At 38.2% G+C, this 17,947-nt stretch carries 14 protein-coding genes; 8 read left to right on the top strand and 6 right to left on the bottom strand.

Going from position 1 to position 17,947, the window contains the following annotated elements:
* Window positions 1–84 precede the first annotated feature (84 nt).
* On the top strand, window positions 85–714 hold the full coding sequence (locus tag D1093_RS05215) for a 50S ribosomal protein L25/general stress protein Ctc (protein ID WP_005773824.1): 630 nt from the start codon (window positions 85–87) through the stop codon (window positions 712–714).
* 76 nt (window positions 715–790) lie between these two features.
* The gene (gene pth / locus D1093_RS05210) at window positions 791–1,372 is read left to right on the top strand and encodes an aminoacyl-tRNA hydrolase (RefSeq protein ID WP_005773825.1); all 582 of its coding nucleotides are present in this window, start codon (window positions 791–793) and stop codon (window positions 1,370–1,372) included.
* A gap of 375 nt (window positions 1,373–1,747) precedes the next feature.
* Here pth and D1093_RS05205 read toward each other — a convergent pair whose 3' ends face one another.
* Window positions 1,748–2,491, bottom strand: a complete 744-nt coding sequence (locus D1093_RS05205) for a L,D-transpeptidase (protein ID WP_005773826.1) — start codon at window positions 2,489–2,491, stop codon at window positions 1,748–1,750.
* 239 nt (window positions 2,492–2,730) lie between these two features.
* Between D1093_RS05205 and ychF the strand changes: the two genes are divergently transcribed.
* Window positions 2,731–3,834 carry a redox-regulated ATPase YchF gene (ychF, locus tag D1093_RS05200; protein ID WP_120101114.1) on the top strand — a complete coding sequence of 368 codons (1,104 nt, stop codon included), beginning with the start codon at window positions 2,731–2,733 and terminating at the stop codon, window positions 3,832–3,834.
* A 167-nt stretch (window positions 3,835–4,001) separates the two neighbouring features.
* Here ychF and D1093_RS05195 read toward each other — a convergent pair whose 3' ends face one another.
* The 4 genes from D1093_RS05195 to petA form a co-directional block, all read right to left on the bottom strand.
* A complete protein-coding gene (locus D1093_RS05195; protein ID WP_120101112.1) occupies window positions 4,002–4,442 on the bottom strand; it encodes a PRC-barrel domain-containing protein in 441 nt (146 codons plus the stop codon).
* Window positions 4,443–4,553: 111 nt separating this feature from the next.
* Window positions 4,554–5,447, bottom strand: coding sequence for a cytochrome c1 (locus tag D1093_RS05190; RefSeq protein WP_120101110.1), 894 nt, complete (start codon window positions 5,445–5,447; stop codon window positions 4,554–4,556).
* Window positions 5,441–6,697 (bottom strand): cytochrome b, encoded by a 1,257-nt coding sequence (locus tag D1093_RS05185; protein ID WP_120101108.1) that lies wholly within the window; start codon window positions 6,695–6,697, stop codon window positions 5,441–5,443. The genes D1093_RS05190 and D1093_RS05185 overlap by 7 nt, the downstream gene beginning before the upstream one ends.
* A 4-nt stretch (window positions 6,698–6,701) precedes the next feature.
* Complete coding sequence (gene petA, locus D1093_RS05180) at window positions 6,702–7,250, bottom strand: ubiquinol-cytochrome c reductase iron-sulfur subunit (RefSeq protein WP_120101106.1); 549 nt, start codon at window positions 7,248–7,250, stop codon at window positions 6,702–6,704.
* A gap of 578 nt (window positions 7,251–7,828) precedes the next feature.
* On the opposite strand from petA, the gene D1093_RS05175 reads away from it, so the two are divergent.
* On the top strand, window positions 7,829–8,305 hold the full coding sequence (locus D1093_RS05175) for a tRNA (cytidine(34)-2'-O)-methyltransferase (protein ID WP_120101105.1): 477 nt from the start codon (window positions 7,829–7,831) through the stop codon (window positions 8,303–8,305).
* A 654-nt stretch (window positions 8,306–8,959) separates the two neighbouring features.
* Here D1093_RS05175 and D1093_RS05170 read toward each other — a convergent pair.
* The gene (locus tag D1093_RS05170) at window positions 8,960–10,210 is read right to left on the bottom strand and encodes a CCA tRNA nucleotidyltransferase (RefSeq protein WP_120101103.1); all 1,251 of its coding nucleotides are present in this window, start codon (window positions 10,208–10,210) and stop codon (window positions 8,960–8,962) included.
* A gap of 250 nt (window positions 10,211–10,460) precedes the next feature.
* Between D1093_RS05170 and D1093_RS05165 the strand changes: the two genes are divergently transcribed.
* The 4 genes from D1093_RS05165 to D1093_RS05150 are packed head-to-tail and all read left to right on the top strand — an operon-like array spanning window position 10,461 to window position 17,292.
* Entirely contained in the window at window positions 10,461–11,492 is a 1,032-nt protein-coding gene (locus D1093_RS05165; protein WP_120101101.1) for an AAA family ATPase, read from the top strand.
* Window positions 11,493–12,404 carry a DUF58 domain-containing protein gene (locus D1093_RS05160; protein ID WP_120101099.1) on the top strand — a complete coding sequence of 304 codons (912 nt, stop codon included), beginning with the start codon at window positions 11,493–11,495 and terminating at the stop codon, window positions 12,402–12,404.
* Entirely contained in the window at window positions 12,401–15,199 is a 2,799-nt protein-coding gene (locus D1093_RS05155) for a DUF4159 domain-containing protein (RefSeq protein ID WP_120101098.1), read from the top strand. Before D1093_RS05160 ends, D1093_RS05155 begins: the two co-directional genes overlap by 4 nt.
* Window positions 15,196–17,292 carry a hypothetical protein gene (locus D1093_RS05150; RefSeq protein WP_120101096.1) on the top strand — a complete coding sequence of 699 codons (2,097 nt, stop codon included), beginning with the start codon at window positions 15,196–15,198 and terminating at the stop codon, window positions 17,290–17,292. The genes D1093_RS05155 and D1093_RS05150 overlap by 4 nt, the downstream gene beginning before the upstream one ends.
* Window positions 17,293–17,947 lie beyond the last annotated feature (655 nt).

The following is a 17,947-nucleotide window of genomic DNA, read 5'->3' as shown; positions in this document are numbered from 1 at the left end:
GTTTTCTAGCGCATATCTTCATATCCATGCAAAAACTATTATTGTTTTTGAAGGATCTCCAATCATGTAAAAAGGACTTAAATTATGAGTAAAAGCTACACTCTTAAGGCCGAAAAACGCGAGCGGGTTGGTAAGGGGTCCTCCCGTGAACTTCGTCGCAACGGTCTTATCCCTGCTGTCATTTATGGTGAAAAACAACCTCCTTTGGCAATAACAGTTCCCTATAAAGAAATTTTCTACAAAATCCACGCCGGTGGCTTTCGGACCACCATTGCAACAATTGTTCTCGACAAGCAAAAAATTATGGTCTTGCCAAAAGATTACCAATTGGATCCTGTGCGTGACTTTCCACTCCATGTCGATTTCTTACGCATTTCAGCAAAATCCGTTGTAGAAGTGAATATTCCTGTCCACTTCCTCAATGAAGATACCGCACCTGGAATTAAAAAGGGTGGTGTCCTCAATATTGTTCGTCACGAAATTGAATGTACAGCTCCAGCGAATGCTATTCCTGAAGCTATCGAAATTGACCTCTCCAGCTACTCTATTGGTGATTCTATTCACATTTCAGCCGTTCAACTGCCAAAAGATGTGACACCCATCATCCAAGATCGGGACTTTACCATTGCAACCATTGCAGCTCCCGCTAGCCTGGATATCACTGATGAAACTTCCGAACAAGAAAAGGATGAAGATGAAGCGCCAACTTCATAAAACACAACAGGCGGGAATCTTTCCCGCCTTCATTTATGAGACGTATACTCCCCTCACACTTTGACTGAAGGTACATATGTGGCTTATTGCTGGTCTTGGTAATCCTGGTTCCCAATATCAAAATAATCGCCATAATATTGGTTTTATGGCTGTCGATGCTATTTATCAATCCTTTTCTTTTTCTCCATGGTCGAAGAAGTTTCAAGCAGAAATCTCCAATGGTTTCATCAATAATGAGAAAATTTTTCTTATAAAACCGCAAACTTTCATGAATCTCTCGGGACAAGCTATTGGCGAAGCTTTGCGATTTTACAAATTAGATTTAAAGAATTTGATCATCATTTGTGATGAGTTAGACCTATCACCGGGGAAAGTTCGTATAAAAATTGGGGGAGGAAATAATGGACATAATGGTATTAAGTCTATTGATGCCCATTGTGGTACTGACTATTGCCGTCTGCGTATAGGAATTGGTCATCCTGGAAGCAAAGAACTTGTTCATCAACATGTTCTAGGAAATTTTACCAAATCTGATCAAGAATGGTTGCTCCCTCTCTTAAATACTCTTGCAAAAAATATTACTCTCCTCATAAAAGGTGACAAATCTCTCTTTATGAATGAAGTTTCACAAACGATAAAAAACAAAAACTTATCCTAATCGCTTATTTCTCTTATTGGCCAAAAATCAACACTTCTCTATAGAAATTTTATATAATATATTGATTTATAAAATTAATTTTTTGTAAGCTGAATAAAAGCGTCAAATATCCTAAGCTTCATTTCAAATCTATTAATAATGAAAGCAATCAAAACCATTGGCGTACACCTCACAAATTCGAGAGATATACGGATAAAATCTCTTGAAAAAAGAAAGAGAATGCCCCTTATAAGTCCTATCAAAGGTAAAGCCTGTTGGGGAAACATGAAAAGCTGACAAAGAAAATCATGATATTTGTACAGACCTTTTGAAAAAGAAAAGATTGAATAGAAAACCAAAATACTCAAATGGTTCTCTCCAATCTTCTCCCTCAAATTAAAAATCATTTGCCTGAATGGTTGACTCTAGCGGATCGTAGCCATTTGATTGTTGACTGTAAACGGTAGGAACACTCCTATTGTTTTGTAACACCACGACACGTGAACCAACGGGAACACGATCATAAAGATCAATAATATCTTGATTAAGCAAACGGATACACCCGCTTGAAATCGCACGCCCAATCGACCAAGATTCATGTGAGCCATGAATACGGAAAAGTGTATCTTTCCCATTTTTGAAAAGATAAAGTGCTCGTGCGCCCAATGGATTATCGGGGCCTGGTGGCATTCCTTTCCCCAAATGACCATAACGTTCTGGTTCTCGAGCCATCATTGCTGCAGTAGGCGCCCAATTTGGCCAGCGACGCTTGCGCTGTACAACCCCCTCACCTTCAAATGCTAGGCCTTCCTTACCGACCCCAATTCCATAGCGTAAAGCTTTCCCATTTTCACCAATAAGGTAAAGAAAACATTCTTGCGTATCGATAACCAACGTTCCAGGTGGATAAGATGTATAATAAATCACTTCTTGTCGCCAAAACTTTGGATCAATTTTTGCAAGATCAACAGCAGGTAACGGATAAGTTTCATTCGTTACAGGACCGTACAAAGCCTGTATTTCTGGTGGAATGTATCGAGCTTGTTGAAAAGAAGCTGATGACATATCTGATTGACGTGTTGTAGCACATCCAGCCAAAGCTAAAAGTGCTGCAATTAAAAAGGCACAACGAGATAACACTCTTCTATTTTCTCCGATTAAACTATTTATGCAGATTTGCGTACCATGAAAAACTTAGCACACTATTAACATTAACTGGAAGTTTTCTTCAATTAAGAACTTTAGAAGGTAAAAAAGCAGATTATTTATTGCTGTAGACTTTTTTCTCACTTCTCGCAATACAAAGACTATAACTCTTCTGAAAATATGCTATACAAATTTTATCTTGAGCATAAAATCAACAGAAAAGAAGGATTCTCATGGGCTTTAAATGCGGTATTGTTGGATTACCTAATGTTGGTAAATCAACTCTTTTTAATGCATTAACAAAAACAGCCACTGCACAGGCTGCCAATTATCCTTTTTGTACCATTGAACCCAATACCGGTGAAGTTGCTGTTCCTGATTTACGAATGGAAAAAATTGCATCAATCGCTGGTTCAAAAGAAATTATTCCTACACGCATTAATTTCGTTGATATTGCGGGGCTTGTACGAGGCGCGTCAAAAGGCGAAGGTTTAGGGAATAAATTTTTAGCCAATATTCGCGAAGTCGATGCTATTATCCACGTTTTACGCTGTTTTCAAAATGAAGATATTACCCATGTAGAAGGACGTATTGATCCTATTTCTGATGCGACAACCGTTGAAACTGAACTCATGCTGGCAGATCTAGAAAGTCTTGAAAGACGAATCGTACAAATTCGTAAACGGGCAACTGGAAAAGACAAAGAAGCTCTCACAATTCTCCCCGTTATGGAAAAAGCATTAAATATTTTGCAACAGGGAAATCCTGTCCGGTTATTACTCAAAGATATTGCTTTAGATGAACACCATATTCTAAAGAGTTTAAATCTTCTCACTTCCAAGCCTGTACTTTATGTTTGTAATGTAAGCGAAAATGATGCCGCTCATGGAAATAACTTTACCCAAGTAGTTGAAAAAATGGCAATAGAGCACAATGCGCAAAGCATTATCATTTCTGCATCTATCGAAGCGGAAATCACGCAACTGAATGATGCTGAAGCATTAGAATATCTCGATGCTCTAGGGCTCTTTGAGCCAAGTTTAAATCGCCTTATTCGCGCTGGTTATCATTTACTTGATCTCATTACTTACTTCACCTGTGGACCTAAAGAAACACGAGCATGGACAATTACGCGTGGTACAAAAGCTCCCCAAGCCGCCGGCGTTATTCACTCTGATTTTGAGCGCGGCTTCATTCGTGCCCAAACGATTAGCTACAATGACTATATTGCTCTGGGAGGAGAAAGCGGTGCAAAAGAAGCAGGAAAGGCACGCGATGAAGGAAAAGAATACATTGTGCAAGATGGCGATATCATGTTATTTAAACATAATACTTAAATCTTTACTCTCTCTTAAGTTTTTATCTTGAAGACTTTGCAATAAATCTATAGAAGGGTGTTGCAAAAACTTCCAAGTTCTTCTGAACTAAAAACCGGTTGCTACCATATTATTACATATTATTATGGTAGCAACTTTTTTATCGATTAAAAAATGAAAATATAAAATTAGCGCATCCAATGCCCTTCATATTTAAATGTTGGAGCATCTTTTAAAGAATCCTTTGTCGCATTTGTAATAAGTTTCCACTTACCATAATTATTTGTCATCTGGATTGTTTCTGGAGAAACAACCACATAACTCTCCCCTATGCCAAGGAAACCGCCAACCGCAATCACAAACCCCGCAATATTATTTTCACGTAGAATAATATCTTTTACTTCACCAATATTTTCATCTTCTATATTATAGACATCGGCACCTATGAGACTGGAAGCAACAAAATCCGTTGCTAAAGGTGTCACATAACGCACAGACTTATCGATCCCTACCTGTACAATACCCGTCGAAGAAATCATTTCAGGTTTAGAAGGCACTTCAAAAGACTGAGCATAAGTACTAGAAATCATCAAAATTGACATAAGAGTAGTACATGCAATTTTTTTCATTTTAACATCTCCGTTTTTACTTTGCTTTTACTTTCATAAAACCTCAATGCATTATAAACAGATTTGTTCCTTATGCTCTTTATACTTTTCCCTCTTTCAAGTGCGGTCACTTTATCCTTTTCTCTTTATTTCCTCTTTTGTTTCTTCCTCTAAACCAAACCAAATACGATTTTTTAAAATATAAACAAGCCCTGCAAAAATGATTAAAAATAAAATAACACGAAAACCTGTTTTTTTACGAATCTCCATATGAGGATCGGCAGCCCACATCAAAAAAGCAGCAACATCACGCGCGTAATGTTCAACAGTTTGGGGAGTTCCATCTTCATAAATAACCACACCATCACTCAAAGGAGGCGCCATGGTTAAAGAATTACTGGCAATAAAATAAGGATTATACCAATAACCATTTGCAACTTCTACCTTCTTTGGTGCTTCCTGGTATCCTGTTAAAAGAGCTGTAATATAATCGGGTCCAACTGTATCATAATGAGTCAAGACATCCGTAATTAAAGCAGGAAATGGCAAAGATACACCACGTGCCCGTGCCATCAATGATAAATCTGGAGGATAAGCACCATTTAAAATAAATCTTGCTTCTTCTTCATTCGCAAAAGGAGAAGGAAAATAATCCGTTGCGACCCCAGGACGTTTAAAAAATTTTCCTTCGCGATTAGGACCATCACGCACTTCATATTGTGCCGCCAAAGCTTTAATCTGTTCTTGATCATAGCCAAGAGCTTTTAAATGGCGAAAAGCCACATATTTTAGCCCATGGCAGCTGGAACAAACTTGTTTATAAACTTTTAACCCACGCCGCAATTGCGCCTTATCATAAAACCCAAATGGCCCTGAAAAACTCCATTCTTGTTTTTTAGGAATTTGTAAAGGAAAAGAAATAAACTCTTCCTCTTGATCAGATCGATCAGAGATATCACTCGCCAAACTCTGCGCAGAAAAGCTCATAGCAATAATAACAACCAGTCTGACAAAAATATTTACCATAGTCTCTTTTTTTTCTGTTTCAAATCTTGCATAATTGAAGAGGGAAGAGAACGACTTTTTTCAAACCTAGGTAAAATCGGCAAAATAACCAAAAAGAATATAAAATAATAAACCGTAGCCAATTGCGTCCATAAAAGAATTCTGTCACTTATTTCTCTTGACCCCAGCCAACCAAGAAAAACGACATCAATAACAAGGGCCCAAAAGAAAATTTTATAAACAGGTCGATATCTCGCTGAACATATTTTAGAGCGGTCTAACCATGGAACAAACATTAACACGAGAATCGAACTGACGAAGAGAACAAAGCCCACAAAAGTTGAAGACAAAATACCTATATCAAAAGTTATAGCACGCAGCATCGCATAAAAAGGCAAGAAATACCATTCAGGAACCACACGAAGCGGTGCCTTTAAAGGATCGGCCACGCTATAATTTTCGGCTTGCCCCATATAATCGGGCATATAAAATAAAAACCAAGCAAAAAAGATCAAAAAAACAGTAATGGCAAAAATATCTTTGATAAGTGCATAAGGCGAAAACGGTACCGTTTCCTTCTCTGATTGTATCGCAAGACCTGTTGGATTTCCTTGCCCCACACAGTGAATTGCCCAAATATGAATCCCTACAAAAAAAAGCAAAACAAATGATAGAACATAATGAAAAACATAAAAACGATTCAATGTGGGTTGCCCCACGCCATAACCACCAAGAAGTGTCTCATGTAACCATGCTCCCACCAAAGGTATCGTTTTTAAAAGCCCTGCAATCACTGAAGCGGCTGAAATAGACATCATCCCCCAAACAAGAACATAACCAAAAAAAGCAATTGCCATCATGATGATATAAATCAAAATCCCTGTGACCCACACCATTTCTCGCATATTTTTATAAGAACCATAATAAAGTCCGCGCGCCAAATGGATATAAACAGCAATAAAAAAAAACGAAGAGCCTACACTATGCCATGGGCGAAAAAGCCATCCAAACTGGCCTTCACGCCGAAATCGTTCACCCGTTTCAAAAGCCAAGTGAATATCTGGAACATAATGCAGTGACAAGACAAGACCAGTCAAAAGCTGTGATAAAAGCATAAGGGTCAAAATACCGCCAAATGTATAAAAGTAATTAAGATTACGCGGAACAGGAAAAATCACAAATGCATTATAAAAAAAACGAGGAAGAGGAAAACGCTTATCAAACCAACGGGAAAGAGCATTTTTAGGACAATAAGGAGGAAACCTTGTCATGACCTTATCCTATTTTGAGCAAAGTATCAGAAAGAAACTGGTAAGGGGGGATCGCCAAATTATAGTTCGCTGGACCTGACCGCACTCTTCCAGCGGTATCATAAACAGACCCATGACACGGGCACAACCACCCTCCAAATTTCCCCGATTGCCCAAGTGTTACACAGCCTAGATGCGTACAAAGATTGATGACAATAAGCCAATTTTCACGGCCTTTACCGGCTGAACGTGCAAAATCCGTCGCTTCTTTTTCATCTTCAAGATTAGGATTGCGGGCTTGACGATCTTTTAGAAGACTCAAATTCACAGCGCGCGCATCAGCAATTTCTTTTGCCGTACGGTTTCGAATAACAACAGGCTGACCCCGCCACTTTACCGTCACCGACATCCCCTCTTCAATACCAGAAAGGTCAACCTCAATGAAAGAAGATGCTAAAACAGCCTCATCTGGACGCAACTGACGGATAAAAGGCCACGCAACCACCCCCATTCCAACTGCTCCTGCAACAGCTGTTACCAAAAACAGAAAATCCCGTCTTGTCTGCTCACCCATTGCCTTAACTTAAAGAAATTATTCGCTAAAATGTTCTTTTATCATAGCCTCACCCATTGTACAATGCCTGATCAATCCGTTGTCTTAACCCATAAAAATATTCCTGTAGAAAATTTCTGTTATTTGTATGATTAGCACAAAATGAGTTTAATGATAATTTGCTGCTTTACAGAGTGAATAAGAAATCAAAATAGCGTAAGTTTCTTGTATTTCATACCTCTGTTCCTATTCAATCACTCGAAGCCCTTCTTTTGCTTGATAAAATGGAGAAAGCGTGTAAATAAACGCTTTGGTTTTCTTGATATGGTCAAATCTCAACCCAAATAAATGAGCCAATCTCATTAAATATCCTAGTTTTCATCATAATGAGCTAATTCATTTTATCTATTGCTTAATCAAAGGAAATCACTAATCAAGGGATTTTCTCTTACCTTTAAAAAATCTTTATCCGTAACTTTTTCCCTTAAACTTAAAGGGTATAAAAACTAGATGTACAAACCATATATTTCTCAAGAATATTTTTCGAATAAATTACGGCACTTCTTTACAAAGTTGAAAAAAATCATATTACAGAGAATATGACACTTCATATAGCTCTTTTCCAACCTGATATTGCTGGTAATACCGGAACGATTTTACGTCTTAGTGCTTGTTTTGGTTTACATGTACACATCATTGAACCCGCAGGCTTTAATCTGTCGGATCGTAATCTCAAACGTGCAGGATTAGATTATCTCGAATATGCTTCCTTAGAACGACACATTGATTGGCAACATTTTATAAGCTCCATGAAACACTTTAACCGCCGTCTGTTGCTTTTAAGTACAAAAGCAAAAACATGCTATACACAGATATACTATCAAAAAAATGATGTTTTACTTTTTGGTCGTGAATCAGCTGGGGTTCCCGATTATGTTCACGACGCTGCCGATTACACATTAAAAATTCCCATGCAGCCACAAGCACGCTCTCTAAACCTCGCCATGAGCGTGGCCATAACAACAGGAGAAGCACTACGCCAAATTGGTTATCATGAAGGAAATTGTAATTTATAGCAACACAACAATTTTATCAAAGCTTGAATAGAATAATCAAAATGTATAAATCTGGTTTTCAAATAAGGAGAAAAAGCTCATCTTTCAGCAATTTTATAAATCTTAAAAGCACATAAGCTATCCTATAAATAACAGTTAAAGCGTATAACACCTGCCGTTTCTCGATAATCAAGAGCGGCTCAAATAAACCGCTATAAAATAAGAAGAACTCTTTAATTAAAATCACTTCTCTCACAAAGCAGCAAGTGCCATTCTATTGCTCATTACATCCATTTCATATCACCACCTGTGACTGATTAAATACCCCTCATAGTAAGAACCATTTGACATCTTCCTCTTTATGCTCACCCAAAGAGCAAACCGTTATTATTATTCTTTTTGTCAGTTCAAAATCTTGCAACACTCCTTACTTTGATATGATTCATAAGAGGCATTCTTCCTTCCTATAACCGTTTTTCCTCATACGACTTACCTCGCGTATAGCGCATAAAGCAATATTTTTTATTGATGTTAGATGTTATATGAACAAGTTTGAAATAAGATAATCTCACAATATTCGGCGCTCTTATTTCATATGAACAATGATAAATTATTATTATAAATGAATATATTAATTTAAAAAAAAACAACCGTACGTTTATAACCCCCATATTATCAATCAATTTTTTCTAATAAGGCATGACGATCCATTAAAAATCCACTTTCAACCCATATCATTTCTAGTTCTTTAAGCTTTTTTCCTAAAAGGATACCTTTTGAAAAACCTCTTTTTATTAAATCGTTACCATTAATGGGAAAAGTTGGAATCTGCCATTTTTGAACAAGCTGATAAAGTTTGAGATACTCTTCTTTTTTTTGCAAAGTATCCCCTTTTTCTGGAATATCGGCATGTGATGCAGCCACAGACAAGGATAATTGATCTAAAACCGGCTGTCGCCCATGAAAATAAATCAATTTTTGTACAAAATGATCAGAACAGTTTTGGCTTATTATTTCTAACTCTGCCCATTCCTTTAACCGTGTTGTTTCCTTATGGGAAAAACGCAAACGCTGTGCCATTTTATGAAGACGTGCAGGATCAGGAGGAAGAAGACTTTCTAGCCGTAAAAATGGATCAACTTTCCAACCAAGCATCTGTTCTGTTTTCACCAATGCGTGAATTGCATCAATGCCCCATTTTTCTGTTTCAGGAAAAATGAGTGACAAAATTCTGCTTTGTCGCATCCATAAAAGAGCACGTGTTGGGTCAAAAGCTAAAAGAAGCTTTTTCATTTCTGCCCAAATACGCTCAGAAGAAAGTTTTTTTAAACCATCTTTTAAACGAACACATGCCTTCAATCCTTGCCCATCAGGTCGCCCCGCTCCATACCACGCAAAAAAGCGAAAAAACCGTAAAATACGCAAATAATCTTCACTAATACGATTTTCTGCAAAACCGATAAAACGAACTGTTCGGCTCGCAATATCGCTCAAGCCTCCTACATCATCATAAAGGTTGCCAGCGGCATCACAATAAAGGGCATTTATCGTAAAATCTCGCCGTTCAGCATCTTTTTTCCAATCACGCCCAAATACCACTTTTGCATGACGACCATCTGTTTCAATGTCGCTGCGAAGCGTTGTGACCTCATAACAACATGAATGCGCAACCACTGTTATTGTACCAAAAGCAATCCCTGTCGGAATAGCTTTAAATCCTGCTTCTTCTACACGCGCGATAATCTGTTGCGGTAAGCAGGTTGTCGCAATGTCAATATCACTAATAGGTTGCCCTAATAGTTGATTGCGCACTGCTCCCCCTACGATACGTGCCTCCTCCCCCTCTAAAGATAAAATACGAAGAAGTGTTTGGACATCACTTTGTTGTAACCACGCAGCCTGTTTGAAGTTCTGCCTTATATTCACCCTTTAACCTTTCAAAAAAGTTGTCTTCACTGCTTTCAAAAACTCTCTTCATAAAACAAAGTTTTTAAAACATTCCTTATAAAACATGCAGCTTTCTTTCAAAAAAACTTTTCTCTATCTATACATGAATATGAAAAAAAAACGGCTTATGATGCTTCTTTTCTTCTCATTTTCTGTTACAAACAATAAGATATCCATTATCGTACAGAGAAAATTACCATTTTTGCGACAAACGCCTTAAGGAAAAAATATGAGTCACCGTGATCCAGCATCTAATTCTGTGAAAAAGGTTAATACTAAACATGAGGCCCAAGTCATTATTGAGGATATTGATACGGCACACCAAGAATTAGATATTATACAACAAGAAATTGACAAAGTTATTTTTGGGCAAAGTCATATCATTGAATATGCTTTAACGGCTATTTTTGCTGGTGGTCATGCTCTTCTTGTCGGTGCTCCGGGGCTTGCAAAAACACGTCTTGTGGAAACATTGGGAACCGTTTTAGGACTTGATGAAAAACGTATCCAGTTTACCCCAGACTTAATGCCATCAGATATTATCGGTTCTGAAATCATGGATTCCGATAAAGAGGGAAAACGTTCTTTTCGCTACGTTCAAGGTCCCATTTTCACGCAGCTTCTCATGGCCGATGAAATCAATCGTGCCTCTCCACGCACACAGTCAGCTCTTTTACAGGCTATGCAGGAATATCATGTGACCGTTGCAGGGACCCGTTATGATTTACCACAACCTTTTCACGTTCTTGCAACGCAAAATCCTCTTGAGCAAGAAGGAACCTATCCACTTCCTGAAGCTCAACTCGATCGCTTTTTGATGCAAATTGATATTGATTATCCTGATCTTACAACAGAGCGGCGGATCATTTTAGAAACAACAAAAGAAAAAAGATCAAATGTAAAAGCAATTTTATCCGCTAAAAAATTACAAAAAATTCAAAATATCGTTCGCAAAATGCCTCTTTCAGAAAATGTAATCGAAGCTATTTTAAAAATTGTCCGCTCAGCCCGACCTGATAAAGACAATAGCCTTGCCAATACTTATGTTTCTTGGGGACCAGGGCCGCGCGCATCACAAGCCCTTTCACTTTGTGTTCGCGCTCGTGCTCTTTATTATGGGCGTTTAGCCCCCTCACTTGATGATGTTGAAGCTTTGGCCTGTCCTGTATTACAACACCGCATGGCGCTTAATTTTTCTGCCCGTTCTGAAGATATAACCGTAAAAGATATTATCAATAACCTTGTGAAAGATGCCCTTTAAATGGCTATTGGCAAAAAAGTTTTACAAAAACCTCCATTGTCGCTGGCAAAAGAGCTGTATAAGGATACTAGGAAAATGCCATATTTCCTTTTACAGGCACGTCATATTGCCAATACACTGATAACCGGCTGGCATGGGCAACGCAAACGCGGTCATGGAGAAAATTTTTGGCAATTTCGTCCCTATATGGAGGGAGAATCCATTACCCGCATTGATTGGCGTCGCTCAGCGCGTGATGAAAATACCTATCTCCGCGAGCACGAATGGCAAATGACGCAAACCGTTTGGCTTTGGCCTGATCAGAGCCCATCAATGCATTACTGTTCGCGCTTTTCTAAAATCTCTAAAGGCAATCATGCCATCATTTTAACCCTTGCCTTGGCATCACTTCTGGCACGGTGCGGCGAATATATTGCTATTCCCAACTTAATGCCCCCCACAATAACATCCAATGTAGTAGAACAAATAGCCTTTGCTTTAGAAAGTCATTCAAATGAAAATTCATTTCCGGATTTTTCAACGATTACACGCTTTTCACACGCCATTATAATGAGTGATTTTCTCGATCATCCTGAAAAAATCATTCAACATTTAATTGCTTTATCGACAAAACAGGTGACAGCTCATTTAATTGAAATTACTGATCCTGCAGAAGAAAGCTTTCCTTACACAGGTCATACAGAATTTTTTGATCCTGAAACAAAAGAAAAACACATTTTTGGAAAAGCAGAAAATCTCCGTAAGAGCTATTGTAAGCTATATCAAGCACGTCGACAAGAATTGGTAAATTTTTGTGTACGCCAAGGGTGGTCTTATCACGTTAGTACAACAGATCAACCTTTAACAGAAACCATTTTGCATCTTGCAAATACCATGAATGGCTCTTCATTGCAAAAAAGGAGGGCACTTTGAGTTTTGCTGCTCCCTTTCTGTTATTAGGGCTCTTATTTCTGCCCGTCATTTGGTGGCTGTTGCGGATAACCCCTCCATCTCCACGTAAAGAGCTCTTTCCTCCTTTCCGCTTCTTACCCAAACCCACTCATCAGCAGGAAACAGCAAAACATACCCCTTGGTGGTTGCTCTTGTTGCGTTTAACCATAGCCGCACTGGTTATCATCGCTCTAGCCCGCCCCACTTGGAATCAAAAACCTATAAGTTTTTCCGGATCTCAACCCCTTGCGCTCATTATTGATAATGGGTGGGCATCTATAAAAGAATGGAAAAAACGTATCTCTATCGCTGAAATGCTCCTTGCACAGGCAGAAAAACAGCAAAAAAATATTTATCTTGTTGCAACAGCTGAAAATGATATCTCCAATGTGGAACCCAAACCAGCAAAGGTTATAAAGAAGCATTTAATGCATTTGCAACCGCGTCCTTGGCCTGTAAATCGTGTGCATATCTTAAAAGAATTCAGTAAAATAAACAAAGGAAAGCCTCTTGATATCGCTTATTTAAGCGATGGATTACAAACAAATGACGATGAGCAAACTTTTGCTCTACTTGAAGAATTAAAACCTAGAAACTTCTTGTGGTATTTGACTAATATTTCCGATTTAATCGGCATAACATCCATAGAAAATAACGATGGAAATATGGTCGCGCGTATTATTCGCTCAACAACACATGGCACAACGCCTGTTACACTCAGCCTTTACGATTTAAACAATCAACTTCTCGGTCAATTTACAAAAAATTTTTCTGAAGGCGAAACAACAGCTCTTGTTCCTTTTGATGTCCCCCTTGAACTACGCAACGATATCGCTTGGATAAAAATCAATAACCAAAACCATGCTGCGGCAACTTTCTTAGTAGACAGCCATAACAAAGTGAGCCGTGTTGCTCTTCTCTCCCCCGATACCAATGAAATGACACAGCCTTTACTTACTCCATTTTATTACATTATCAAAGCATTACAAGGTCATACACAGCTTATAAATTCCGGTGGAAGAGAACTTTCAACAGATATTGATCATTTGCTTAAACAAAATCCATCTGTTTTCATTATGGGCGACATGGTTAATATCCCTGAAAAAGCAGAAAAAAAGCTTTCTGATTTTGTGAATAAAGGGGGAACACTCATCCGCTTTGCAGGAGAAAAACTCAGTAGTGCAGAACATTACGATAGTCTTCTTCCGGTACAGCTACGTCAGGGGCAACGTTCTCTTGGAAGTATTATGTCTTGGACGAAACCACAAAAGCTTGCCCCTTTTGCAAAAAATAGCTTTTTCTTTGATCTTCCTTTTCCAGAAGATGTCACTATCTCGCGCCAAATCTTGGCAGAACCAATCCCAGATCTTTTTGAAAAAACATGGCTTAGCCTTTCGGATGGAACCCCTCTTATTACCGCAGCAAAACGTAGTAAAGGAACTCTCATTCTCATTCATATTGCCCCTGACCCTACGTGGTCTAATCTTCCTCTTTCTGGCTTTTTTGCACAAATGTTGCAAAAACTAATCACATTAGGGTCTTACGAAAACACAAACCTAACATACAAAGAAAAAAGAACAATGGTCCAAAATCCTTGGCGAACTATAGCCGCTGATGGACAATTACAAGTACCACCCTCTGATGTTGTTCGACTGGTCTTTGACGCTCAAAATCCACCCCATCCTTCCTATCATACGCCTCCAGGACTTTATGGTGTCAAAAATGACTTTTATGCGCTTAATCTCTTAAACCATTCATCGCGCTTGATGAAACAATCATCATTGCCAACTTCTCTTAATAAGAATCCTTCATCTTACGATACAAAAGAAAAAAATCTTATCGGTCCCCTTTTAGGATTAGCCCTCTTATTGTTCGCTTTTGATCATTTTCTCATTTTATGGATGGGAGGTATTTTTTCTTTTAATAAACGGCGTAATCTGTTTTTTCTTCCTCTCATCATTCTGATTGGCCTGTTTTCATATGATCCAAGGCTTCATGCACAAACGACAGAAAATTATCATGATAGTGTAGAAGCTGCTGGTGCAACGCATCTTGCCTATGTTATAACCAACAATCATGAAATTGATACAACGAGTAAAAGTGGTCTAGAAGCCTTAAGCCAATTTATCGCAGAGCGCACAATGCTTACCCCCGGCTCTGTTACAGCACTTGATCTCGATAAAGATGAACTCTCCTTTTATCCTCTTATTTACTGGCCCATTGATGTTAAGGGGCCTATACTAACTCCAAAAAGTCTTGAAAAAATAAATAACTTTATGAAACATGGAGGAACCATTTTATTTGACACGCGTGATCAGATAAAGAGCAATCTTAATCTTGAAGGAGATGCTACTCCAGAAACACAAAGATTACGAACCATCTTAAAAGGGTTAAACATTCCCTCCATTGAGCCAGCCTCAACAGATCATGTTATTGCGCGTTCCTTTTATATTATGCCAGATTTTCCTGGTCTCTACCGTGGTTCACCTTTATGGGTTGAATCCTCATCAACGAACAAAAAAAATAAAAATTCTCTTAGCCTTGGTGATAATGTAAGTTCCCTGCTCATCACCGCAAATAACTTTGCCGGCGCTTGGGCACTCGATGAAAAAGGAACATGGAAATATCCCCTTGTTCCCAATGATCCAATGCAACGTCTATGGGCATTTCGCGCAGGCTTAAATATTGTCCTTTATGTGCTTACTGGAAACTATAAAGCAGATCAAATTCATGTTCCAGCGCTCTTGGAACGCTTTAAAAGAGAAAGAAGGCAATGATACCACTTTTCACTTTTCAGCCTTTTTTACCTCTCTTTTGGATTCTGCTGTTAAGCGGAATATCCATTCTTTTTGTTGTTGGTGGTCTTGTTACACAACGTCAAGGATCTTTATTTCGTCTGATGGCATTGAGCGCTCTCATTCTTGCTTTGCTTAATCCAATGATTATCAAAGAACAGCGCGAACCGCTGAAAAGTACAGTAGGCATTGTTATTGACCGCAGCAAAAGCCAAACTTTTGGAACACGGATAGACGACAGTGATAAAGCGCGCGCGCAATTAATCAAAACATTGGTGCATTATCCACAATTTGAACCACGTTTTATTGAAGCTGGAAAACTGGCTGATCATCGATATGCCCCCTCAACAAATTTGTTTGATGCTTTAACACAAGCACTCTCTGATGTACCATCCTCTCGTTATGCAGGAACCATTTTTATCACTGATGGACAAGTACATGACATTCCTGCTCTATCAAATCTTCATCATGAAGCCCCTCTTAATGCTCTGATCACAGGACGCTCAGATGAATTTGATCGTCAAATCAAGTTTATTTCTCCTCCACGCTTTACTCTTGTCAACAAACCACAAAGGCTTTCCATTTTGGTAAAAGATCAAGGAGTCCGCCCAAAAACAATACCACAGAAAGCCAATATTACACTCAGTGTCAATGGACAAGAAGTTGGCCATTATTCTGTGACTCCTGGTATTATTTTTCAAACTGAAATTATCCTTCCCCATGCTGAAAAAAATATTATCCAAGCAACAACTGAACCTTATAAAGGTGAACTAAGCATTGAAAACAACCGCGCCATAACAACCATTGAAGGAATCAGAGAAAATTTACGCGTTCTTCTTATTTCAGGTGCCCCTTATAATGGAGAACGAACTTGGCGAGACCTTTTGAAAGGTGACTCTAATATTGATCTTGTTCACTTTACGATTTTACGTCCCCCCACCAAAGCAGATAATACACCTTTAAGCCAATTATCCTTGGTGGTCTTTCCCACAAGAAAGCTCTTTGTTGAAGAGATTAATAACTTTGATCTCATCATCCTTGATGGTTACCAGCACTCTGCCGTTTTGCCTTTAATTTATTATGATTATATCGCCCAATATGTACAAAAGGGTGGTGCATTGCTAATGGTAACAGGACCTGAATTTATCCAAAAAAACTCACTTGCAAAAACACCTTTAATAAGCATTCTACCGGCATTGCCCAATGGAACTATTCTTGAAAAACCTTTTCGCCCCGCGTTAACCAAAGAAGGCGAACGTCATCCTGTCACAAGGGATCTTGCAACACTTAACCTTCCAGCTTCTCAATGGGGGCGCTGGCTACGACAAATTGCTATTCAAGATGCATACAAAGGCACAGCCCTCATGAAAGGAGCCGATGAACAAGCACTTTTAATTCTTTCCCATATTGATAAAGGGCGTGTAGGTATGTTGCTTTCCGATGAAAGTTGGCTTTGGGCACGAGGTTTTGAAGGTGGTGGTCCTTATGCGACTCTGTATCGCCGAATTGCCCATTGGCTCATGAAAGAACCAGAACTTGAGGAAGAAAAATTAAGTGCGACCAGCAACCATCATCATTTAACAATTCGCCGCCAAACTCTGAAAGACCATCCAGAACCCGCTGAAATAACTTTGCCTTCTGGAAAAAAACAAAAGATCATCCTTACTCAAGAGAAAGAAGGTCTCTTCTCCGCAACTGTAGCCACTGATGAGACAGGAATTTTTACCATAAAAAATGGCGATCTAACAATACTGTCTTCTGTAGGGATGCTCGATAATCTTGAATTGTTTGACTTAATTTCAACACAAGAAAAATTAGCCCCCATTATTAAGCACACGGGTGGCTACATCGGACGTTTACACCCTGAGGGAAAAGAAAACATTCATCTTCCTCCAATCAAGCTCATTCAATCAAAAATAAACCCATTATCTTCGCCAGCACATTCAATCATTTTGAAAGAAGCGACAGAAACGCGTTTAATCAATACCTTTTATTTTTCGTTATTTTCTGGTTTTTTTGCCCTGCTTGTTTGTCTTTTACTGTTGAGCAGCATGTGGTATCGCGAAAGCCGTTAAAAAATCTTAAGATTTCGTAAAATAGTTTTAAAATTCAGTTTATCTTTTTATGTATTTACTTGTTTTTTATATTTAGATAAGATATTGATTTATAATAAATAATTTATTATTTATTCATATTGCACTATTCTTCTCTGTAGGGTTTTCCTTATTTGTAATCCTTTCCATATTAAATCAATGAAAATCGTTCTCTTGCACATCATTAGAAGAGAATTGTATGAATAAAGACTATTGAAAAGAGAAGAAAATGTTTCTTATGAATCCTCTTAAAGTAAGGATTTTTATAAAGTTGGGATGAAGTCGTATGATGCTTTTGGTTAGCAACCTGTATAAGTGTAAACATAGTAGTGCATAATAAGTCTTATAAACGAGAATTTTCATAGAATCGAAAATTTTCGTGAAATGAAATTAAGCGCTCTAGAAAATATTTTTCCAAAAAATATGTGAATGTACAACATAATGATATTTTATTGGGGGATATTCCTCTTAAAGCGTTCTGTTTTGTGTAAAAACATCTCCCATTAAAAGTGATATATGGCAGCGTAAAACCATAAAAAATCCTGATAAATACAATACATTCTTTTGCATTTTACACTGAGTGATTAGATTTTTTTATGATAATGTTTGGTCGTATAAAAGCCGTTTAAAAATCTTA

This window comes from Bartonella kosoyi, from assembly GCF_003606325.2.
Classification (GTDB): Bacteria; Pseudomonadota; Alphaproteobacteria; order Rhizobiales; family Rhizobiaceae; genus Bartonella; species Bartonella kosoyi.
The sequence above is the reverse complement of the archived record's forward strand: the minus strand, read 5'-3'. Positions and strand labels throughout refer to the sequence as shown.

Bases quoted from the DNA above. Each gene is read 5' to 3' on its own strand.
- D1093_RS05165 (WP_120101101.1), top strand. From the start codon at position 10,461: ATGAGTCACCGTGATCCAGCATCTAATTCTGTGAAAAAGGTTAATACT.
- pth (WP_005773825.1), top strand. From the start codon at position 791: ATGTGGCTTATTGCTGGTCTTGGTAATCCTGGTTCCCAATATCAAAAT.
- ychF (WP_120101114.1), top strand. From the start codon at position 2,731: ATGGGCTTTAAATGCGGTATTGTTGGATTACCTAATGTTGGTAAATCA.
- D1093_RS05195 (WP_120101112.1), bottom strand. From the start codon at position 4,442: ATGAAAAAAATTGCATGTACTACTCTTATGTCAATTTTGATGATTTCT.
- D1093_RS05190 (WP_120101110.1), bottom strand. From the start codon at position 5,447: ATGGTAAATATTTTTGTCAGACTGGTTGTTATTATTGCTATGAGCTTT.
- D1093_RS05175 (WP_120101105.1), top strand. From the start codon at position 7,829: ATGACACTTCATATAGCTCTTTTCCAACCTGATATTGCTGGTAATACC.
- petA (WP_120101106.1), bottom strand. From the start codon at position 7,250: ATGGGTGAGCAGACAAGACGGGATTTTCTGTTTTTGGTAACAGCTGTT.
- D1093_RS05150 (WP_120101096.1), top strand. From the start codon at position 15,196: ATGATACCACTTTTCACTTTTCAGCCTTTTTTACCTCTCTTTTGGATT.
- D1093_RS05160 (WP_120101099.1), top strand. From the start codon at position 11,493: ATGGCTATTGGCAAAAAAGTTTTACAAAAACCTCCATTGTCGCTGGCA.
- D1093_RS05215 (WP_005773824.1), top strand. From the start codon at position 85: ATGAGTAAAAGCTACACTCTTAAGGCCGAAAAACGCGAGCGGGTTGGT.
- D1093_RS05185 (WP_120101108.1), bottom strand. From the start codon at position 6,697: ATGACAAGGTTTCCTCCTTATTGTCCTAAAAATGCTCTTTCCCGTTGG.